This is a genomic window from Oceanobacillus sp. FSL W7-1281 (assembly GCF_037969835.1).
Taxonomy (GTDB): domain Bacteria; phylum Bacillota; class Bacilli; order Bacillales; family Amphibacillaceae; genus Oceanobacillus; species Oceanobacillus oncorhynchi.
In genome coordinates, this window is record NZ_CP150214.1 from 4,479,900 (window position 1) to 4,502,607 (window position 22,708).

The window sequence follows — 22,708 nt, forward strand, 5'->3', positions numbered from 1 at the left end:
ATCATGGGAGTTAAATTGACAGATGTAGCGAAAAGGGCAGGCGTTTCAGCAACAACCGTTTCACGGGTAATTAATCATTATGGCTACCTAAGCCAGAAAACCATCGATAAGGTACACAAAGCGATGGAAGAATTAAATTACCAGCCGAACTCGATGGCCCGCTCGCTGCAGGGAAAAGATACACAATTGATTGGTCTGATCTTCCCTACTGTATCTCACCCTTTTTTTGGCGAATTAGCATCCAAAATGGAGACAAAGCTATTTGAAAAAGGATATAAAACGATTCTTTGTGACAGCGCCAATAACAAGGAGAAAGAACGGGACTACTTAAAAATGCTCGCTGCTAACAAAGTAGATGGTATTATTGCAGGAGCGCATAATCTAGGAATTCCGGAATATGAAAATGTGGGGCTGCCTATTATTTCATTTGACCGTCATCTGGCAGAAGGTATTCCTATTGTCTCCAGCGACAGCTATCAAGGCGGACGTCTGGCAACGGAGCAGCTCTATCAAAGAGGCGGCAGAAAAATTGCCATCCTCACAGGGACGAATGAATCCGATTCACCGACAAACAAGCGTCTGGAAGGCTATTTATCTGTATTAAAGGAGCATCAGTTAGAACCAATGGTTTACCACTTCCCCTTGGAGCATTCTCCATTTTTAAAAGCTACGGAAATTCGCCAGATATTATCCAAAGAGGATATAGACAGTATTTTTTGTACGGATGATTTAACAGCCATTTTGGTTCTTAACAAAGCGCAGGAATTAGGGGTTAATATCCCGGGAGATTTAAAAGTAATTGGTTATGACGGGACGGAATTTATCCAAAACTATTTTCCGCAGCTGTCGACCATCTTACAGCCGATTGATCAATTTGTCGATCTCTTGATTGATTTACTGATGAAACGGATAAATAATGCAGATGTGGAGCTGGATAGTCTTTATCAATTACCTGTTAGATTTATGCAAGGCCAGACCAGCTGATTGTTTATGTAAATCGTTTCGCAGCTAATTATAATTAATTCCATAGATTATGAAACATAGTCGATATTCTTTCATTTATTTTGAATCTTTGCATTCAAACTTAAGTGACAGAAATCGGCTTTTTATTTCCCCTCCTAAAATACTTGCAACACCTCTGTTGACATTCCCTGTTCATATTGCGTTCATATTCTCCCTATATACTTCTGGATATACGAAACATTCAGGAGGTTAGAGCAAGATGAAAATGGCATGGAAAGAAATGAAGAAAAATAAATTACGTTATACCATCCTGGGCTCGATTGTTTTTTTAATCAGCTTATTAACTTTTATTATATCTGGCCTGGCAAATGGGCTCTCGCAGGACAATGCTTCACTGATTAAAAATTTTCCGGACGGGACGTTTTATATGGAGGAGGAAGCTGATGAAACCTACAGCTTCTCCAGTCTGTCAGAAGAGCAGCAGCAGGAAATAACGGAAGAGCAGCCTGAGACAACGTTTTTCTCAATCCAGATGGGGAATTTTATCGACTCCGCAGATAAACAGCGCAGCGTTGCTTATGTTGCAGCAACGGACAGCACCTATTTCCCGGAGGTCAACACTGGTGAGGTTATTTTAGATGCATCGCTGGAAGAAGAGGGAATCGCGGTCGGTGATGAGATAACGAATGAACAGTGGGAGCAGACATTGACGGTAGCAGGATTTATAGAACATGAAAAATACAGTCACTCGCCGGCGGCATTTATCAACCCGGATGATTTCCAAGCGTTCTTCCATACCGACTCAATGCAACTCGCATTTATCACAGGGGAGGCGCCAGCCTTTGAAGACCTGCAGGCTTTTTCAAATAGTGAATTTTTAAATACGATCCCGAGCTACAGTGCCGAACAGATGTCACTGAATATGATTGTCATCTTCCTGCTCGTTATCAGCGGGATGTTGTTTGCCATCTTTTTCTATATGATCAACGTTCAAAAGCTGGGTATTTACGGCATATTAAAGGCATTAGGTGTTAAGACAGGAAAGCTGTTTCAAATGATGTGGGCGCAGATGCTTATTATTTCTGTTGTCTCGCTGATTTTATCTATTGTCATTAGTCAGGCTTTCCAAGTGCTGGCACCAAGCGGGATGCCTTTTCATTTAACATGGCAGGCAACCGCACTGCTCTCTCTCGTTTTTATCATCATTGGATTTATCGGAGCTACATTGTCCGGGATTCAAATCAAACGTGTCGAGCCCATGCAGGCTATACAGCAAGGAGAGATGTAAAATGAGTTTATTTACGATGAAAAACGTCCAAAAAACATTCACTCACGGAGAGGTGAAAGAAGAGATATTAAAAGGGATTGATGTTACCCTGCCTGAAGGAAAAATTACTGCCTTAACCGGTGCTTCTGGTTCAGGCAAGAGTACCCTGCTGACCATTGCAGCAGGATTGCAGACAGCATCCGATGGGCAGATATCCTTCGAGCAGCAAAAGCTGACATCGATGCGAAGGGAAGAGCTCCGTCAAATTCGGGCGAAACAGTTTGGGTTTATTTTTCAATTTGCGCATCTGGTTCCCTTTTTAACCGTCCAGGAACAGCTGTCTCTGATGCTGGAGACTGCGGAAACTCCTCTTTCCAAGCAAACGCAGAAAAAAGAAATCAGAGAGATTTTAGAGCTGGTCGATATGTGGAAACGAAAAGATGCTTATCCGGCCTCTTTATCTGGAGGAGAAAAGCAGCGCGTCGCTGTAGCAAGAGCGATTATTCACAGCCCTAAGGTGCTTTTTGCCGATGAGCCTACTGCCAGCCTTGATTCCAAACGCTCTAAAGAAGTAATGACGCTTATTCAGAGGCTCGCAAAGGAGCGAAATATTACGGTTTTAATGGTTACACATGATATGGACATGCTGACCTTTGCCGATTATGTCATTGAAATGCAAGATGGAAAAATCGTCCAAGATAAAACAACTTGAAGATAATGGCAGCAAGCTATTTTAATATAAAATAGCTTGCTGCCTATTCTTTTACACTATATTCTCTTACCGTCTTCATCATCTCTTCATCTGTCCAGATGGGCTCGACTTGATTGTGCACATCATGAAAGTTTCTCTCAAAAGCCAAGTCCACTAAATTCTTTTCCTTTTTATCAATGGCTTCCACAATAAGCTCATGGTTATAAAGAACACGTTCAAAATCTTTTTCATCCGTTATCATCCGGTAGCGCATCGATAAAATAATCAGGCATTCCAAAACAGGCCTTAAATTCGTCCACAGCATCATAATATGGTGATGATCAATGTATTTAATAACCGTTTCGTGAAATTCCAAATCTAGAAAAGAAAATTGATCTACATCTTTGTATTTGATTGCAATTTCCATCATCTCTAACGTTTTCCTTAATTCTTGAACCAGTGCATCTGTCTGCATCTTCAATAGACGTTCAAACGTAAAGGATTCCACCATTAAGCGCACATCATAAATTTCTTCAATATTTTTCTCAGAGATACCGACAACAACTGCGCCCATCCGCTCGGATCGCACAAGATTTTCACTAGCCAGCACACGCAGTGCTTCTCGCACCGGAGAACGGCTGACATCAAATAAAGCTCCCAGTTGATTTTCTGATAGTACCGTTCCTGCCTTGACTTCGCGGGAAATAATCCTCATTCTTAATTCTGCAAGCACTTGCTCACCCTTAGATTCCTTACTCAGCTGCTTCTTCGGATAAAATGTCTTCATGCGGCATATCTCCTTTATCAATCGATGAATACTTGTATACTAATATAGTGACATAACCTTTCTATTTTGTAAACGTTTCCTGATGTAATCCTTCTTTTGACAGTGTGAAATCTCTATACTTTTTAAATTTGAAAAATTTTTCAAAAAATAGATTGCCAGAAAGGGATTTCAAGGCTATAATTTTCTCATTGAGCTAGTTATATTAATCGAAAAGAGGAGAAGGAATGAGGAAATCGACACAAATTTTTGCATTATTCTTATTTTTGTTTGTCGTTTTACCTGGAGCTGCAGATGCACAATCAAACAGCTTCCAAAAAGATTTTGAGAATTATTTAACGGAAATTAGTGAAGTACGCGGCTTTACAGTTACAAAAGAGGATATCACATTTTCGTTGTCGCTTTATGATTTCTATCTAGAGGACTTTGATACAGTCACCGATTTAAAAGACTTCTTAGGAGAGGTCATCCATCAAGATGGTAACAATTTAAAACAGATTTATAGTGATTATAATATTGACCAGAGTACCCTCCAGGCAACCCTGGCTGAGTTTGGCGAAGCCTTAGAGGATTATATTTTTTTAGATGATCTTTATATGAACACGGACTATTACTTATACATTTTAACACCTAGAGATCCCGATTTTGACCAAAAACTTGCAGATTATCTGGCGGAAGCAACAGCAATCCGGGGCTTTCAGGTCACTCCTGACCATGTTGAAAATGCATTAGCTCTTTACGGATCTGAGTTAAATGATTTTAAGAAGGTCGACGAGCTGTCCGACTTTTTAGGAGAAATCATCCATAAAGATTTGAGCAATGTCGGTCCATATTTTGATATGACCACAGAAGATGTTCTGCAGCTTATCTCTGATAACGGGCTAGACATCCATAGCTATGTTTTCTTAGATGATTTATTCAACGATTTAGACGGCGAAGTTATTTGGGAGGAGGTTTTCTTTGATTTAAGCTTTTTTATGGAGGAGTTCGATTTAACAGAGGATGAACTGCTTCGCCTGGAAGAGCATATTCGGAGTATTCCAGACATCACCAGTGATGAAACAATCGCTAGAATGCTCAATTTAGCAGAACGCATGATGGCTTTTTCCGATTTTGAGAAAGCGACAGAATTAACGCCTGGACAAGCTACGGAGCTATTATCTATTTTCCAGGAATTGATTGATATCTTTCAGTTCCATGTGGAATTTGTTCTTGTTACAGACGAAGGAGAAGAGCCTATCACCCTGCAGACACTATTCAGCTTAACAAAGCTCGAAAATGCGTACTTGAAGGCGAATATTTATAATCTGCAAGGAGACTTTCTTGCTGATTTGATTATTTCCGGGGAAATAGTTGACTCTGATACAATTGTAGATACTGGAAATGCAATTCAAAAAGAAGCTGACAAGAAAGCAGAGCCGGCCGTCATCACAAGGCCGGACAAAGAATCTCCGGCAACAGAGGAGACTTCTTATGTGAAGGAATCTCCAAAAACGGTTGCAGCTGAAGTAACTATTGAAGCAGCCTCACCAGCTGAAAGCGATAAGGATAAGAAAGAAAAGCTTCCTGATACTGCTTCTAATTATGCAGAAAAAGGAATCTGGGGGCTGGCATTTATTGCAGCAGGCGGATTACTGCTGTTTTTAGCAAAAAGGCGAAAACAAAGCGTATAAAGATGATTATTCCAGCCTGAACCAATCCATAGAAACCGAACCGCATAAATGATAAACTGAAAGAGAAATCAACTGGTTGGAAAGGCGGAATAATCCATGTCTATCAAACTGCAACGTATCTATGAAAAATCTAACGACTCTGGGTATCGTGTGTTAGTTGACTTAGTCTGGCCGCGAGGAATTTCAAAAAAAGACGCAGAGCTCGATGATTGGGCAAAAGAAGTAACCCCTACGCCAGAATTACGAAAATGGTTTAACCATGACCCTGAAAAATTTGCAGATTTTAAATCGGCATATAAAAAAGAACTGCTAAATGATGATGAAAAATTAAAGAAATTAGCTGAACTCCAGAAACTGCAAAAGCAGCAGACACTTATTTTATTGTATGCTGCCAAAGATAAAGAACACAATCATGCCCTTGTATTAAAGGAAGTACTGGAAAGTAAACTGCCAAAATAATGCTATATAAACTGCAAAAGCGTACCTTGTATTGATTCAGGTACGCTTTTCGCTATACATTAAAATTAACAATATACTTATGGATGTCTGTACGGTAATAAGCAACCGAATATTCTACCAGCCTGTCACGCTCATCATAGGAAAAACGTTCCCGCTGCAGCAATGGCTGCAGCTCCATTTCCAGCATCTCTGCAACAGCCGGCTCCGGGATAGCCACGCTGAATTCATCCTTGAACCGGAAGAAGCGGATTCCCTCCTGATAGAGCATATCGTATAATGAATTGACAAATACATCAGGATCATTTGGCAGGGAAATCGACGATGGAACATAATGTCTGAAGTGAATATAGGGCTTATCGTCTAATGTATAGAGACGTTCTACACAATAAGCTCCTTCTCCAGGTAAATCATGGATAGCAGGCAGGATAGCGTCTACTTTTTCCACCTCGATCAGCTTTTTACCTAATTGATGACCTTCCCCAATCAGATATTCAGAAAAACGCTGTCCTTTGGAAAGCTTCGAAACAGCCTGGTTCGCCAGCACTGTCGTCCCAATGCCGCTTTTTTTCTCCACATATCCTTCCTGAGCTAATTGTTCCACCGCCCGGCGAATCGTAATTTTACTCACTTCGAATTCCTTCTCTAATTCCGGTTCAGAAGGAATTAAGCTGTTTTTGGGGTATTGTCCGTTGATTATTCGTTCCTTCAATATCTCCTTCACCTGTAAGTATAAGGAACCCTGTCTTAAATTTAGCTTCATTGTCATCTCTACCTTTCTATATCCAAATCCACTGTATGTGTGTCCGTCATTCCCCTTACTTTCGCGCTTTACCTCCTGATGAACGCATTCCCATGCTTGCACTGCTATTCTATTATTATATCTTTTTCTACTCTCTTATTATACCAAGAATCCTGCTCATACTAAAATTTGTAATCAACCGGAAAGGGGGTTCTTTCCCCTGCTATTCATAGGAATAATGCTTTTCCAATTCAATATATTCATTACCGAGATAAACAGCCTGCGGTTTAATCACTTGGTTCGTGATAATTTCATTTCCCATCGAATCAGTCAGCGTTTGGGGTTGATGCTCGACAGTAAAAAATGTAAATTCTGCATAAGAGCCGCGGCGAAAATTACCCAGCCTCGGCTGCTTTAAAACCTGTGCCGGGGTTTCTGTTACCGCACGGATAACCGCTTCCAATGAATAATCCAATGCCAGGAATTTTGTCAATGTTGCTGCCATGCTGTACACAGGGCCATTTATTTGATTCTCCTCATAAATATCCGTACTGATTGTATCAAAAAGTATTCCCGCTTCTTTTGCTTTTTTGGCTACAGGAAAGGAAAAGCTTGATTTCCCATGCCCTACATCAAGGTAGATACCTCTTTGGACAGTCTCCGCCAAAGCCGGGGCAACTTCCCCTGCCGGCTTTAGAATATGATTAGGGTATTTTCCATGATAACAGTGTGTGAGAATATCCCCTTTATTTAACAAAGGGAGTATCTCCTCCAGCATGGGCGGGGCACTGCCTACATGGACCATAAGCGGCTTCCTGAGCGCTTTGCTGTACTTAACTGCCAATTGCAGCGGTTTTAATCCATTATCCCCCACCACGCTGGCACTCATCCTCGCTTTTAACCCAATAATGAAAAAAGGATAATCAGCTGCCGTATTTTGTATTGCGTTCCAGGAAATATTATTTATATCTGCTAATTCATCCATTTGTTTTAAACCAATCCTTGAGATATTCAGAAAAGCAAGCACCCTGGTTTTTGCCGCTTTTGCAAGCTGGTGAAATTCCTCTATCGTATCTGCACCGCTGCTTCCCGCATCGACTACAGTGGTTACTCCTGTTTGATAACCAATTTTATCAGGGACAGCGCAATAAGGCTTATTTTTTGGAAAAGCATGTGTATGTAGGTCAATCCACCCGGGCGAAACATACATCCCTTCTGCATCTGCCAGAACTGGATAAAAGCTGCCTGCATCTGCGACGACATCCTTGATTCGCCCATTCTCAATTAAAATATCTGCCTTTTGCCCATTCGTAAGTAATGCATTTTTAATCACCTGTACCATCGCCCGTCCCCCTCTGTCCATGCTTTTCTTTTATCACGGAAAACCGCCTGTAAAACTCCCGCTTCATGACGCTTCGTTTTATCTATTTTATTATTTCTAGACTGCCGCTTCATACTTGGCAAATGTTTTAGACACCCCCCACGTAATCAAGTAAGCGGAAAGGCTGCCTCCGAAAAAGAAAAGCACTGCCGGAAATGCTTGAAATATTAAATAACCGCCTGCACCAATACAAACCAGTAAAAATACCGTGAGTATCGGATGAACAATCGCAATAATTAGCGGCCATTTTAAGTACTGTATGGTTCGCAGCTTAAAATGAACATAGACCGGAAATAAATAAACCAAGAATACAGCCAGCAGCGCAAAGGCGATCACAACGGAAAATTGGGCCATTTGATAGACTAAGGCGCTTTGTGCACCAAGTATTTGAAATTGTACCGAAAACAAGTAGCCAAGCGCGAACAATATAATACCAAGACCGTTCGCTTTCCAAAATTCCTGCCGGTAGATTTCCCAGAATACTGCAAACATCCGAACTTCCTCCTCGCCCCGCTGCCACTTGCGGACAACAGCGAACATCGCGACCGTTGCAGGCATAACTCCAAAGAAAAGAAGACCTGCCATCGTAAATAGAATCCATAATATATTCAGATAAGCAAAACGTGTTATCCAAATCGCAACGCTATAATATCCGCGAGCTACCTCTGCCATCATGATCTCTCCTTTCCTTTGTGTACTGCTATTCCTTCACAGATCCTATCAATACCCCTTTTACAAAGAAACGCTGCAGGAACGGGTAAACAATCAGCAGCGGCAGTGCAGATACGATAATTACCGCATATTTCACAAGGGAAGCTGTCTTTATTTGATCTGCAAAGGACTGCGCGCTTCCGGCAGCGCTGGATGCACTGTCTGCACTGACTTCATTCAGGATGAGAATTTGCCGTAAGATGAGCTGGAGCGGAAATTTATCTTCACTCCGCAAATAAATCAGCGCATTGAAATATTGATTCCATAACGCAACGCCGTGAAATAATGCCATAACAGCAATGATTGGCATCGATAACGGCAAGACGACTTTAAAAAATAAATAAATATCACTGGCTCCATCGATTTTAGCTGCTTCCACCAGCTGATCGGGAATCGTCTGCTGAAAAAAGGTCCGCGCTACGAGAATCGACCAGGCACCGACTACTCCGGGAATCACAATCGCCCACATCGTATCCAGCATCTGCAGGTTGCGGACGACCAAATACGTAGGAATCAATCCGCCATTGAATAGCATCGTAAATAAGATAAACCAAAGCCACGCTTTTTTGCCCATTAATTCTTTCCGCGATAACGCATACGATGCCGGCAGGAGGACAAACAAGTGAATAATGACGCCGACTGCTGTATATAGAATGGTGTTTTTGTATCCTGTCCAAATCGCATCATTCTGAAATACACGCTGGAACCCCTCAAACGTCACATCTACGGGCCAGAGCCACATCTTCCCTGTGTTTACGGCATGAGGATCACTGATGGACGCACTAATCACAAATATCAGCGGATAAATAATGATTAACGTCACAAGCAAGACAAATATTAAATTGAGCCGGTCAAAGGCTTTATCCGACAAACTGAACCTGGACATCATGCATCTCCCTCCTTACCATAGGCTGTTCTCGCTAACTTTCCGTGCAATTTGGTTCACAGTAATTAAAAGCACGATATTAATAGCTGACTCAAATAACCCGACAGCGGCAGCAAAGCTGTATTGTCCTTCCAATATCCCCGTCTCATATACAAAGGTTTGAATAACATCCGACGTCTCTGAATTCAGCGTATTCTGCATTAGGAGTACCTTTTCAAACCCGATTTGCATGAAATTACCGATATTCAAAATAAACAAGATAACGATTGTCGGCATAATACTTGGAATATTAATCCGCGTAATCCGCTGCATCCGTGTCGCACCATCTACTTTAGCCGCCTCATGTAATTCCGGATTCACGCCTGCCAATGCAGCAAGGTAAATAATCGTGCTCCATCCCAGCGTCTGCCATTGACCGGACCATACAAAGATATGGCGGAACCAGTCTGGACTGGTCAAAAACGGAATCGTGTCCATTCCAAGCGCACGTAATAAGTGATTTATCAAGCCTGTATTCGGGTCGAGAAAAGCTACCAGCATCCCGACAACGACGACAACCGATATAAAATGCGGCGCATAGGTCAGCGTCTGTGTCCATTTTTTAAATGCACCATTGCGGAGCTCATTAAATGCTAACGCTAAAATAATCGGCAATGGAAACAAGACCAGCATATACAGGTTTAAAATAATGGTATTTTTGAGCAGCCTCCAAAAATAATAGGAGCTGAAGAAACGTTCAAAATGCTCAAACCCGACCCATTCGCTCCCCCAAATACCCAGTGTTGCAAAATAATCCTTAAAGGCAATCTGCACACCGTACATTGGTATATAATGAAAGATAAAAAAGTACAAAAAGACTGGCATCATGAAAAGGTATAACTGCCAGTTGCGCAGAAAATTCTTTTTGATAACGGCTCCTCTACCCTTTTGTATGGATTGATTTTTTGCCATCTTTCCGTTATCCCCCTTTTTTCTATGGAATCCTCCCTGCCAAATGAAACACAGCAACAGCGAAAATCCATCCTTGTTTCTTATGTAATCCATCTCATGATGTACCACTTGTAAAAAAAGAGAGGGCATGAGATCTACTGCCCTCTCGATGTGAATGAATCTTTTTAAACCTCTGCTTTAATTAGATTGATAGCGGTCATATGCAGCCTGGTAAACCTCCTGCAATTCTTCCATTCCCATCTGCTCGATCGTTTGGATATAGCTATCCCAGTTATCTAAATCTTCATCACCTGTAATAAACTTGTCGCGCATTTCTTCTACATATTTATTAATGTCCTCCCCTGTTGACTGCAGAATACGGTTTTCCTCTTCTGTAAAAGTAAATCTCGGCCATACCTCCTCAATGACTTGCGGCTCAATTTTTTCAGCTGCTTCCATCGACTGCGGCGCGGTTTCTCCTCCTTGGAAGTAATCTGCTTTAATAATTCCGCTGATGGAACCAAGCCAGGTTAAATCCTGGGCAATCGCCTGTTCAAATGTCATATCACCCTCTGGGTTCAGGATATGGTCACTGTAAACAGCTTCTCCATCTTCTATTTCAAATGTTTCTCCTTCTACACCCATGTAGTAAAGCTCTGCACCTTCATCTCCATAGAAATGATCCATCCAGCGGACCGTTGCAGCCGGGTTCGGGTTTTCACTGGTAATCACCAGGTTATCCGGAGTCCATACAGAAGATGAAAGTTTATTATAGGACTGGTGCCCGTCTGGCCCTTCTAAAGCTGCTAAACTATTATATTGCGAGCCAATCTCTTCCCCGAATAATTCAATTGGATCATAGAAAATCATACTTCCATATAGATTATCCGATGCATTGGCAAGGAACTGGCCCCATTCAATGGTAAAAATGCTTTGATCAATTAATCCTTCTTCGTACAGCATATGGATGTATTCCAGCATCTCTCTATATTCATCAGCGGTTGCATAGTAGCGCACCTTCGAGTCATCATTCGGATCTAAATCCAAGTTTGTGTTGGAGGCACCATGGTTCATTACGCCGAACGATCCAGACAGCCATTGAACAAGCTCCGCAATGTCTGTACCTCCATAAGGAATCGTATCCCCATTTCCTACTGGATCAAGTTCTTTTACTGCCTTTAAATATTCATAAAAATCTCCTGTCGTTTCCGGAATATCCATATCCAGCTCATTCAGCCAGTCCTCATTCACCCAAGGTCTTGCACTGAGCCGTAAAGAGAGAAAATCATCTTCAATGAGCGATGGCATGGAGTAGATATTACCATCAGGGAAAGTAATTGCTTTTTCAATTGTTGGGTCATTCTCCATTAAAGCTTTTAAATTTGGTGCATATTCATCAATCAAATCATTTAATGGCAGGAACGCCCCTTGGGAACCGTATCGTAATAAATCCGTATTTGACAGCTCTGCAAGGAAGAATGCATCTGGCAGGTCACCACTGCCCAATGCCAGGTTTCTATTCTCCTCCAGAGCATCCGGGCTTACGGAATTCCAATTCACATTAATGTTTGTTAAATCTCTGTACGTATTCCAAATTAAAATATCATTCCAGTCATTGCCTTCATTTTGTGCGGGCTTGTTCGCAAAGATAGTGAGCTCTAATTCCTCTTCTACGATTGGAAACCCTGTCTCATTGACATTATCGCCGCCCGCTGCTTCGCCTTCCTTACCATCACCGTCGTCTCCGCCGCTGCACGCATATAAAGCGCTTACAAAAATAAGTGTTGCGATGAAGAAAAACCATTTCTTTAACATAATGAACCCCCTTTTAAGTAGGTAAAAATGTAAAACAAACTTTTTCTAACAAACAACTGCCATCTTCATTTTTTAATTTAGCTCCTTCCCCCTTTAATCAAATAATGTCTAAGATGTCATACGGATTATTTTGCTTATTCAAAATAGTACCACTATTATTTTAAAACGTCAACATAACATTATAATGATTAGTATGAATCTTTTGTCTTTATTTGTCGTATGGATTATTTTCTCATTCAATCTGTTCTTTTGAAATGGATTGATAAACTCTACAAATCAATAATACAAGCAGGAGACTGTATAGAAAATGTATTATTCATCATGGAAAAGGTACCATTCATTTGTTTAAAAATTGCCAGGTTGTTACTGTGCTGATGACAAACAAATAATTGTTTATCCTCCCTTTGGTTACTACAAAAATGTCTCGGCCATTCGCCTCCTGCAGAAATAGAGCCTTCCTTTTCCAATGTTCCATTTTCAGTTACTTTAAAAAGACTCAATGTATCTGATCCCCGATTAGAGGTAATCACCTTGCCATCCAAAAATTGAATTTCTGCTCCATAATTCCTTCTTTCCCGTATCGTTTCTACCGTTTGAATGCACTGTAAAGAGTCCGATGGAACCGCATATTGATATACAGATACAGTGGATTGATATTCATTGACCACATAAACAATCGGCTTCTCCGGATGAAAAGCTGCATGCCTTGGTTCTGCTTTTTCCGGGACTGTCAAGCTTTGAAAGGGAAGTAAACTCCTCCGCTCTTCATCCCATTGATACAGATAGATCTTGCTTTTACCAATATCCGTCAGCAGGAAAAGGGACGTTTCTGGAATTTGCCGGACGGTATGGATATGGGAAGCCTCTCTGTTTTCCGAAGCGAAAGCAATATGCTCTGCTTCTTCCTGCAGATCTCCGTTATCATCCAGTGCAAAAACAACAACACCTGCATTCGAATAATTACTGATAAATAAATACTTCCTGCAGGCACTCACCTCCGCGTAGCACGGACCGCCATGTGTCGGCAAACGCCTTCTTTCCTTCAGACGATGGGCTTCATAGTCCAGTTCATAGCAAACTACCTCTCCTTCCTCTACTTCACTGATGGCATATACACGGTTTTTCACCGGATGCTTCACTAAAAAGGATGGATTAGCAATTCCGGCTTGTTCCCCCAGAGGTGTCACTTCACCTGATTCAGCATGTATATTCAACCAATGAATACATGCCGAATCCGCTTCTCCATAGCAGCCGACAAGTACTTCTGTATTCCGTTTATCCATGAGGCATCCTCCTTAATAAATCGGCAATACATGAAAGAATACGTTAGGGGAAGCCATCCGATAATAATAGCTGCACCAGCCCAAACCGCTGGACTCCTCCACATTTGGAGAGAAATATAACCGCTTCTGCTCCAATTCATCAATTGCCTCTAAATCTCCTCTTACATACTCCTCGATTCGTAAGCGGGCAGTATCTAAACGCTGTAATAATCCTCCATAACGAATATCTATTACTTCCCACCCAAAAGGTTTATTCAAGGACAGCCACTGCCTCCGATGCGCAGCATGCAATTCCTTCACACGCCCTGTCACTTCCGGGATAACCTGCCGGGCAATTTCCTGCAGCTCTTCCTGATTCCCTGCATCATAAGCTGCTTTCAGTTCGACACCGATATCCCCTTTTTTTGCTAAGACCCAACACAGCTTCTCCGGCACATCAAAAAAGCGCTCGGGCGCCTGCTGGTTATACTGCTGGATTTCCTCCGCCAGCTTCTTATAGAAATTTCCGACAGGATTTTTTTCGACATGTTTATCAAATAATCCCAGCAGCACATCCTGCCATAGCAGGAATTTAGAAGGGTTCGTCTGTAAGGTGTTCCCTTCGTCTACCCCTGGCGGCTGATCCATTTTATTCAAGGCCAAAAGCGCTTCTGGATCCATGCCTGTACAAAATAACGTACGTTCCTTCACACGGGTTATATCGATTTCGGTATGATACGCATGCTCAGCATAGAATTGCAGTCCATAAAGTGCATGGTACACATTGCTCTCATAGCCATCATCTCCCCAAAGCGTTACAAATACATCGCCTACACCTTCCTCCTTGCAGACAGCAAGTGCCGGCTCACTGGCAGTCAGAGAGATTTGATAGTTCGGGGCAAAGGTATTCCACACCCACATTCCCCCTGCAAATGCCGGCGTACTGCCAAACCGTTTTAATTGCTGCAGCATCCGCTGATAATGCTCCCTATCTGCTTGAGCATACTGCCAATACATATACTGCACGTTATCTGGCAGCTGGTTCACGATATACTCCGGTAAATCTGTGGTTTTGTCATAGCTTTCCCCCGTTTCGGAAGCCAGCTTTAAAAACATATCGCTCCACATCACCACACGCAGCTGATACTTATCCGTTATTTCCACGATTTTATCCAGATGCGCTTTCATCAGTTCAAAACGATCCTTGAAACCATGGATATTTAAATATCTGCCTCGTCCCACCTCTTCCGCTTCGTCCATACCAATATGAATGCGATTGCTCCGGAAGGGGCTGGTTGCAGAAGCAATCATCCGGTCCAGCAAATCATACGTAGCATTACTCTCTAATAACAGCGCACCCCGCGTATCCTTATAGGTATAAGCCGCATCCCATTTCAGAAATTCCTCTAAATGCGCCAACGTCTGGATACAAGGAATCAGCTCGATACCAAATAGATTTGCATAATTATCCAGTTCCCGCAGCTCTTGTTCACTATAACGCCCGCGCATATAACCAAAATAAGGCTCTCCGTCTACTTCATACGTGTCCTCCATGTACAGCATTGCCGTATTATGTCCCATCACCGCTAATTTCCGGATGAAGTCCTTTAGCGTAGACAGCTTCATCGTCATATTACGCGATAAATCAAACATAGGCCCTACACTGGAGAATTGCATCGTCTCTTGAATATGGATTTGTTTATTTCCCTTATTCCACTGTTCTAAAATCAAGCCAAGCGCTCTGAAAAAATGGCATGGCTCTTGGTAGATAACCGTGCCTCCCCCTTCATCAAAAGCTATTATTAGCCCCTTGATACGCTCATCCTGCTTTCCGGTCAGTACAATGCCGCCCTGTTCTGCAAGACGGAATGCATAGGCCTCCTGCAATTCTACGATTCCTGCGTGTAAGCTCACTGCATCCCCTTTAATTGAAATTTCCATTTATCATCACCCCTTCATATCTATGCTGTTTCCCTTTAAATCATAACGTTATAATGTATTATTTGATAAAAAAATCTCTTTTAAAGAGAACAGCAGGATTCTAATTTATTGTTTTGAAAACCCTTTCAAGTAGTTAATTTCGACTTTTTTTTGGAAACTCCTTCTTTTTCAACAACATTTTTCTTATCTATTTTTTACGGCATCATAAAAAGCAATGAACTGTATGTATTTCAACACAGCTCATTGCTTTTTTATTTAATCCTTTGCCATCGCAAATTCATGCTCATCTAATTTCTGTTCTTTATCATTGTTATTCAACGCAAAAATCGAGAAGATAACAAATAGTACAACAATGGACCCTAAAATATAGAAGGTCGTTTCATAGTTGGTCAAATCATAAATCCAGCCGACTAATGCAGAGAAAATAATAACCCCGATTTCACTGGAAACCTTAAAGCCGATGAGATAAACGGTTGCAGACAGCCGCACATCGAAGTTCGCAGCAATATATTTAAATACCGCAATCAATAAAATCGGTAATTCCACTGCGTGAAGCATTTTCATGAATGAAATACCAAATCCGCCTGTTACCATGGCGGAACCAATGATACGAAAAGCCATGATACTTCCTGCCAATACAAGCGAGCGCTTAATTCCGACTTTGTTCACAATAAATGGTGCCAGGAATAAGAAAATCGCTTCGACAAATACTTGTATAGAGTTCAGAATTCCGTAAACGGTGTTCCCGTCCGTACCTGCCCCGGAGAATAGGCTTACAAAGTAAACTGGGAAAAGCTGCTGATCATATACCGTATAAATACATACGGTTCCAAACAGATAAATAATTAAAAACCAAAATACTTTATTTGAAACTAAAAAGCGAATATCTTTCATTGATATATTGGAGACACTTTTTTCTTCTGTTTTCGTTACCTCCACTTTAAAAAATACATTAATCAAAAGAAAGATAATTCCTGTTCCGGATGCAATCCAGAAATTAATATGCGGATTAATACTCATTAATGCTCCCGCACCAATAGCAGAAACAGCATAGCCTAATGAACCCCACATCCGTGCTTTACCAAATTCAAAATCATATTTACGGCTGAGTTTTTCTGTAAAGGATTCCAAAAATCCTGCGCCTGCTATAAACCCTGCGCCTAAATAGATAGCACCCAAAGCCGCTCCTAAGTAAAAATTATTTAAAAGTAATGGCTCATAGACATAAATAACAAATGGTGCAATAAGAACAAGTACCACACTCTGTATCCAGACAAGATTTTTCTTCGTCCCCAATTTATCCTGCATATATCCATAAAGAATCATGAAGAATAAAGAAAAGAAAGAGTTAAATGAATAGATTGTTCCGACTTGCGCTCCTGTTAGTCCAAGACTGTTATTCAGCCAAATCGCGTAAAATGACCACCAGATAGACCATGTGATAAAGAAGAAAAAGAGATAGCCAGAGGAGAACCAATATTTACTATTTTTTAAAAAATCCATATTTATTAAATCCTTTCTTTGTAAAGCAAGGAAGAGTTTTTCTTACTCCTCCATTCATTTAGGTTTATTTCCAAATAGAATGCAGCTTTGTCTGTGTAACAGAGTCTAATTGCAGTGCTTCATTTACTGTAGAAATTTCCAGCTTTGTTACTGTTCCTTCTGGATAAATCAAGTTTGTTGATACAGTTAAACCATCATTTAAAAAGATTTCTATAGAAGATTTATCAATAATTACCTTCAGATTCTGAGCATCCATTCCATTCAGACTCCCCTTTATTTCATCCGGGAAATCTTCCGAAAAATCAACCAGCCCTTCCGTACGGTAGAACGTATAGATATCTTCTTCATGGTCCATTTCTAACCGGAATGCTTCATCCTGATCTGTAACAAATCTAACGCCCCACTGTGTACTGTTTGATCCTTTTGAAATTTGTAAATCTACTTGAGCAGTATCACTAATTTCGTAGCTTTCTTCCTTATCAGGCTGAATAGTTATATCCTTATAAGAAATTGCTTCCTTACGGTTGTCTTCAATAATCGGTTCTTGTTTTAATAAAAGACTGCCATCCTTTTCAAATAAGGAAAGCTTCCGTGGCAGACTCATTGCACTGAGCCAAGGGGACACCGGTGAAACGCCAGCATACAGCCAATTGTTCATCCAGCCTATCCAGTACGTATCCTCTGTATTATCCCAGGTGACAGCTGCATAAAAGTCTTTTCCGGCATCAGCCCATTTTAGTGCATCATCCGGCTTTTCATTCGGGTGAAACACTTTCCCGTCAAAACTGCCTGTAAAATAATAAACTGCGGATCCCCCGTTAGGTCCGCCTGGATTGATGCTTACAATCAGGACCCACTCTTTTTTGGAACTATTCTCAACTGGTAAATAAAGCAGATCCGGGCATTCCCAAACGCCATCATGGGAAGGGTATTCTTTCCCAAATGAGGATAGATAAGTCCAATCAATTAAATTGGGGGAGCCATAAAATTGCATATGATCTCCACAAGCTAATACCATTACCCATTGCTCACTGTCCTCATGCCAGGAAACCTTCGGGTCACGGAAATCTTTTATTTTTGTATTCGGAATCACTGGATTTCCTTCATACTTAATCCATGTTCTTCCCTTGTCCTCGCTGTAAGCGATACTTTGCTGCTGGCTTGCACCATCATGAGTGAAAATGGCAACTAGCCCGCCGGAATCGCTTTCAAATAAGCCACTGGTATTATTTTTATCAACTACTGCAGATCCAGAGAAAATGGTTCCCAATTCATCTGGAGCTATCGCAACTCCATGTTCTTCCCAGTGATACAAATCTGTGCTTGTTGCATGACCCCAGTTCATATTTGCGTGTTTACTAGCAAGTGGATTGTACTGATAAAATAAATGATATTCTCCTTCGTAATAAACAAGCCCATTCGGGTCATTCATCCAATTTTCCTTTGGTGTGAAGTGTAATTGCGGACGATGTTTTTCTTGATATAGCATGTAAATCTCCCTCTCTATAAATTTAATTAATGCTTATGAAAATCATTGAAAACGGTGTCAGTTATTTCTTAGGTACTATCATCTTATATTTTCAGAAATATGTCAACCGGTTGACATAAATTTTTATAATTTATTTTGATAACACTTCCTTAGCCTATTGCTAATTCTATTTTTTTCATATTCTTTCTTCATACATAAAAAAAAGAGACGAATCAGAAAGCTCAACCAGCCTTTGATTCATCTCTGCTAATATCTATTCTTTTATCGCTAAAGCAATACAGCCCTTTATCCCTTGATCATCATCTAATCCTGGAGCTACAATCAATTCGTCTACATTTTCCACTTCTATATAGCCATTCAACAATTCCATAAATTTTTTACGAATCATTGGATAGAGCTTTTCCTGCTTCATTACTCCTCCGCCAAGAATAATTTTTTCTGGAGAAAGGATAACAAAATAATCCAATATTGCCTGTGCAAGATAATATGCTTCTACTTCCCAAACATGATCCTCATCAGCTAACTCTGCTCCCTTGCGACCGTAACGTGCTTCAATTGCCGACCCAGCAGCTAATCCCTCTAAGCACGTCCCGTGACTTGGACATGCTCCTTCAAAATCATCTTCCGGATGTTTTTTTAATAACACATGGCCCATCTCCGAATGGTTTTTCCCTTGAAACGGCTTCCCGTCCAGAACAAGTCCTGCCCCAATACCTGTACCTACTGTTATGTAAAGACAGCTGGAAGCATCTTTTCCAATACCGTATTCATACTCTCCCATACTTGCGACAACAACATCTGTATTGATGGCTACAGGGATATTAAAACGTTTTTCAAGCTCTTCCATAAGCGGATAATAGCGCCATGGAATCTTAGGTGTATTTTCAATTGCACCATAATTCTCACTGCCTGCGCGCAAATTGATTGGTCCGAAAGCTCCTACCCCTAGTTTTTCAATGTTGTGTTTTGAAAAGAATTCTTCCACTTTCGCTAACGTTTCTTCAGGTGTTGTGGTCGGAAAAGCAGTTCGATCTAAAATAGTTCCATCCGAATTTCCTACTGCACATACAAACTTTGTTCCGCCTGCTTCAATTGCTCCTATCATTTTGAAAACACTCCTTATCTATCTCTCTTATTGTTTGATTATTATAGCAGATTTTTTTCAACGAGGCGCTATTTCACCTATTTTTTAGAGGGGGATAAACAATATAACTTTAAGTTGTACGTCTTTTTGTTTTTCCCTTCCAAAGCGAGACTGGCAATGTTTTTTCTTTAGTCTCTTGTGGATTTCCATCAATTTCTTGAATTAATGTTTCTACGGCATTCTCAGCAATTTGATAAGTTGGCTGGATAATTGTAGTAAGGTTAGGATAAATAGAACGCATAAAATCGGTTCCATCATAACCAATAATTTTTAAATCCTCTGGCACACAGTAACCTAAGCTCTCTGCATACTGCAATGTACGAATAGCCAGTAAATCATCACTTGCGAAAACTCCATCTACCTCGGGATGCTCCCTGAAAAGCTTCTTGATAATATCAATATTGCTTTCCAAAAAGGCGACATCCGGAACGTGGTAAGTTTCTGGTGTTCTGCCGGCTTCTTTCATTACTTTTTCATAAGCATATTGTCTATTATTTGCCGGTGTTTCCAAAGTAGCATCCCCATTAATATGAATGATATTTTTGCAGCCAGCTTCTATCAACTCTTTGGTAGCCATTTCTCCGCCTTGAAAGTTATCGGAGCTGACAACATGAATATTCTCTGATAAATAATGGTCAATTGCCACCGCAGGAAATTGCTGATTTTTATCAACTAACCCACGATTATACGTGACAACTATGACTCCATCCACTTGATTACGGCGTAGCATTTCCCAATATTTTTTTTCTTTGTCTGCTTCATGAAGACTGTTACAGAGTAACACTTTATAACCTTTTTCATTACAAATGTTTTCAATATGTGCAACCAATTCTCCAAAAAAAGGATGACTGGTGGAAGGTACAATCACCCCAATTAAGTAACTACGCTTATTATATAAAGAACGTGCCAGATCATTGGGTACATAGTTAATTTCCTTCATCGCTGCAAATACTTTTTCTTTCGTTTCGCTGCTAATATACCCTCTGTCATTCAATACCCGAGAAACCGTTGTCGAAGATACACCAGCAACCTTCGCGACATCCTGGATTTTAGGTTTCATATAAAATCTTCTCCTTTTAAACCCACTTTCGTTATCTATTCTTAAGCATATAGGCTTTCTTTAGTTAAGTAAAGAACAGTATGCTCCATTTACTTTCCCTAGATAACGTACATTAATATCCTAATTCATTCAACTAGTAACGATTTTAATGGGAGAGTAATTGCAACCTAAACTTCCTCTATAATTTATTTTCTTACTCCTTTTTAATCGACTACATAATTTTAAAATCAAAAAGGCTATCCTCCAGTCTATCTAGGAAAATAACCTTTTTCTCATTCTTGATACCTTTCCGCCTAACAGTTTCATTCCATTTCTTTATTACCTTTTTAAAAAAATATTTCATAAAATTCCTTACTCTGTCCTCATCAATCAAATCTGAATTATTCTACAACTTCCTCCTCTACTTCGGCATTTCGATCATAAGCACCTTGCTTAATTTCCAACCATTCCTGATAACCTAAACGATTTAGTTCTTCAAGATAATCGTCCCATTCTTCATCTGCCCTACCATTGGTAATCCACTCCGCCTTTTTACGCTCTACATATGGGAATAAATCTGCTTCTATATCAGAAAGTTGGTTTAACTCTTCCAAAGACATAAATACATTCGGATAGATACTATCATTATTCATATAAGGCACTAATGTTTCATGCAACTGATCTAATCGCCACGCGGCATCGTCTGGCATAGTGGTTACATCGTCATAGTAGCTGTCCAGAACCGCTAACGGTCCCCCAATAGATGTTTCCTCACGTAATTCCACTGGTGCTGTACCTTCTAATGGCAAGTGTCTCAACATATCCTCATTTTCATCATATTCAAAGATATTCTGCTTCTCTTCATCGCCAAAAGTTCCCCAGTTATTTTGTACGGATTGAATCGGATCATATAGCTGATCAATCCACTTAGCGGTTAGTTCCAAATTCTGGTTGGCGGATGTAATAACCATACGCGAACGATCAAAGCCCATTCCATTGGAACGTGCAACGTGCGTACGTCCATCCGGTCCTTCTAATGGAGGAAGCATTTCATAATCTTCCGTGCCAGAGATATTTGCCATATCCCATGTAAAGTATAAGCCATAACGCCCTTCTTGTCCTTTTGCCAAATACGTATTCCACTCTTGCTCAAAAGCTTCTATATCAATTAAGTCTAATTCATATAATTCATTTAAATAGTTAATAGCATCTTTATATCCTTCTTGTGCAGAGGTGAAAAGGACCTCATCCTCATTGGTTACTACGGTATGATCCCAGTTTTCTCCTTCACCAAATGGTGAGAATAAGAAGGAGACATCTTCTCCACCATGACTAATTATAAACGATAACGGAATCGTTTGACCGTCTCCCGCCATATCATTTTCCTTGAAGGCAATTAATGCTTCTTTTAACTCTTCAGTTGTGGAAGGCATCTCCAAACCTAACTCATCTAACCATTTCACATTAATCCATCCTGTAGCGTCTAAGGAATGAATACTTTCTTTACCAGAACCTAATTCCTCAATCCAAGGGAAGGCATAGATATGACCATCTGGCGCAGTCATCATAGCACGATATTCCGGCGCTTCCTCTAACACAGCCTGTAAATTAGGCATATATTGATCGATTAAATCTTCTACTGGAATAATCGCTTCATCAGCAGCCAAATCCAATAATTCATAATCACTATAACCCGTATTCATAATTGCATCTGGCAAGTCACCGCTTGCAACTGCCAGATTACGCTGTTCTGCAAAGGATTCACCGGTAAAATTCTTCCACTCAACATGAACTCCGGACGCTTTCTCTAAACGTTGTAAAATCAACTTATCATTAGGATCTTCAGGAGCCATTGGCGAACTTTCCGTAATAAATTTTAAGCTGATATCGTCCTCCTCTAACGGAAAGGTGATGTCACTTAATTCATAATCCTCTGATGATGCTTGATTACCGCTGCTGCATCCTGCCATGATTAGCAAACTAACAATTATGCCTGCCGCTAAATAATGATATAATCCTCTCATACTTTTA

General features: G+C 40.6%; 19 protein-coding genes. 5 read left to right on the forward strand and 14 right to left on the reverse strand.

Annotated elements, in window-relative coordinates:
- The first annotated feature begins 3 nt into the window (after nucleotides 1–3).
- The 3 genes from MKX55_RS21680 to MKX55_RS21690 all read left to right on the forward strand — a co-directional run bounded on the left by MKX55_RS21680 (nucleotide 4) and on the right by MKX55_RS21690 (nucleotide 2,942).
- Nucleotides 4–984, forward strand: a complete 981-nt coding sequence (locus MKX55_RS21680; RefSeq protein ID WP_339234880.1) for a LacI family DNA-binding transcriptional regulator — start codon at nucleotides 4–6, stop codon at nucleotides 982–984.
- Nucleotides 985–1,222: 238 nt separating this feature from the next.
- A complete protein-coding gene (locus MKX55_RS21685) occupies nucleotides 1,223–2,251 on the forward strand; it encodes an ABC transporter permease (protein WP_339234882.1) in 1,029 nt (342 codons plus the stop codon).
- 1 nt (nucleotide 2,252) lies between these two features.
- Entirely contained in the window at nucleotides 2,253–2,942 is a 690-nt protein-coding gene (locus MKX55_RS21690; RefSeq protein WP_339234885.1) for an ABC transporter ATP-binding protein, read from the forward strand.
- A gap of 43 nt (nucleotides 2,943–2,985) precedes the next feature.
- Here the strand turns inward: MKX55_RS21690 and MKX55_RS21695 are convergent, their stop codons facing one another.
- Complete coding sequence (locus MKX55_RS21695) at nucleotides 2,986–3,708, reverse strand: GntR family transcriptional regulator (protein WP_339234887.1); 723 nt, start codon at nucleotides 3,706–3,708, stop codon at nucleotides 2,986–2,988.
- A 224-nt stretch (nucleotides 3,709–3,932) separates the two neighbouring features.
- Here MKX55_RS21695 and MKX55_RS21700 point away from each other — a divergent pair, with 224 nt between their 5' ends.
- Both MKX55_RS21700 and MKX55_RS21705 read left to right on the forward strand, forming a co-directional pair.
- Nucleotides 3,933–5,378, forward strand: coding sequence for a processed acidic surface protein (locus tag MKX55_RS21700; RefSeq protein ID WP_339234888.1), 1,446 nt, complete (start codon nucleotides 3,933–3,935; stop codon nucleotides 5,376–5,378).
- A gap of 96 nt (nucleotides 5,379–5,474) precedes the next feature.
- Nucleotides 5,475–5,837, forward strand: coding sequence for a DUF488 family protein (locus tag MKX55_RS21705; protein WP_042529107.1), 363 nt, complete (start codon nucleotides 5,475–5,477; stop codon nucleotides 5,835–5,837).
- 52 nt (nucleotides 5,838–5,889) lie between these two features.
- Here MKX55_RS21705 and MKX55_RS21710 read toward each other — a convergent pair whose 3' ends face one another.
- The 13 genes from MKX55_RS21710 to MKX55_RS21770 form a co-directional block, all read right to left on the reverse strand.
- A complete protein-coding gene (locus MKX55_RS21710; RefSeq protein WP_339234892.1) occupies nucleotides 5,890–6,597 on the reverse strand; it encodes a GntR family transcriptional regulator in 708 nt (235 codons plus the stop codon).
- A 202-nt stretch (nucleotides 6,598–6,799) separates the two neighbouring features.
- The gene (locus tag MKX55_RS21715) at nucleotides 6,800–7,918 is read right to left on the reverse strand and encodes an amidohydrolase/deacetylase family metallohydrolase (RefSeq protein ID WP_339234894.1); all 1,119 of its coding nucleotides are present in this window, start codon (nucleotides 7,916–7,918) and stop codon (nucleotides 6,800–6,802) included.
- Between the two features lie 96 nt (nucleotides 7,919–8,014).
- Nucleotides 8,015–8,632, reverse strand: coding sequence for a DUF624 domain-containing protein (locus tag MKX55_RS21720; protein ID WP_339234896.1), 618 nt, complete (start codon nucleotides 8,630–8,632; stop codon nucleotides 8,015–8,017).
- Between the two features lie 25 nt (nucleotides 8,633–8,657).
- Nucleotides 8,658–9,554: a carbohydrate ABC transporter permease gene (locus MKX55_RS21725; protein ID WP_339185343.1), complete on the reverse strand. Its 897-nt coding sequence runs from the start codon at nucleotides 9,552–9,554 to the stop codon at nucleotides 8,658–8,660.
- Nucleotides 9,555–9,569: 15 nt separating this feature from the next.
- Complete coding sequence (locus tag MKX55_RS21730) at nucleotides 9,570–10,505, reverse strand: ABC transporter permease subunit (protein WP_040978049.1); 936 nt, start codon at nucleotides 10,503–10,505, stop codon at nucleotides 9,570–9,572.
- Nucleotides 10,506–10,682: 177 nt separating this feature from the next.
- Nucleotides 10,683–12,299 (reverse strand): extracellular solute-binding protein, encoded by a 1,617-nt coding sequence (locus MKX55_RS21735; protein WP_339234899.1) that lies wholly within the window; start codon nucleotides 12,297–12,299, stop codon nucleotides 10,683–10,685.
- A gap of 269 nt (nucleotides 12,300–12,568) precedes the next feature.
- The gene (locus MKX55_RS21740) at nucleotides 12,569–13,582 is read right to left on the reverse strand and encodes a beta-propeller fold lactonase family protein (protein WP_339234902.1); all 1,014 of its coding nucleotides are present in this window, start codon (nucleotides 13,580–13,582) and stop codon (nucleotides 12,569–12,571) included.
- A gap of 12 nt (nucleotides 13,583–13,594) precedes the next feature.
- The gene (locus MKX55_RS21745; protein ID WP_339234904.1) at nucleotides 13,595–15,502 is read right to left on the reverse strand and encodes a beta-N-acetylhexosaminidase; all 1,908 of its coding nucleotides are present in this window, start codon (nucleotides 15,500–15,502) and stop codon (nucleotides 13,595–13,597) included.
- 255 nt (nucleotides 15,503–15,757) lie between these two features.
- Complete coding sequence (locus MKX55_RS21750; RefSeq protein WP_339180763.1) at nucleotides 15,758–17,005, reverse strand: oligosaccharide MFS transporter; 1,248 nt, start codon at nucleotides 17,003–17,005, stop codon at nucleotides 15,758–15,760.
- Between the two features lie 64 nt (nucleotides 17,006–17,069).
- Complete coding sequence (locus tag MKX55_RS21755; protein ID WP_339234906.1) at nucleotides 17,070–18,494, reverse strand: glycoside hydrolase family 32 protein; 1,425 nt, start codon at nucleotides 18,492–18,494, stop codon at nucleotides 17,070–17,072.
- Between the two features lie 253 nt (nucleotides 18,495–18,747).
- Entirely contained in the window at nucleotides 18,748–19,599 is an 852-nt protein-coding gene (locus MKX55_RS21760) for an ROK family protein (RefSeq protein ID WP_339234909.1), read from the reverse strand.
- A 109-nt stretch (nucleotides 19,600–19,708) separates the two neighbouring features.
- Entirely contained in the window at nucleotides 19,709–20,698 is a 990-nt protein-coding gene (locus MKX55_RS21765) for a LacI family DNA-binding transcriptional regulator (protein WP_339234911.1), read from the reverse strand.
- A gap of 380 nt (nucleotides 20,699–21,078) precedes the next feature.
- Nucleotides 21,079–22,701: an extracellular solute-binding protein gene (locus MKX55_RS21770; protein ID WP_339234914.1), complete on the reverse strand. Its 1,623-nt coding sequence runs from the start codon at nucleotides 22,699–22,701 to the stop codon at nucleotides 21,079–21,081.
- Between the last annotated feature and the right edge of the window lie 7 nt (nucleotides 22,702–22,708).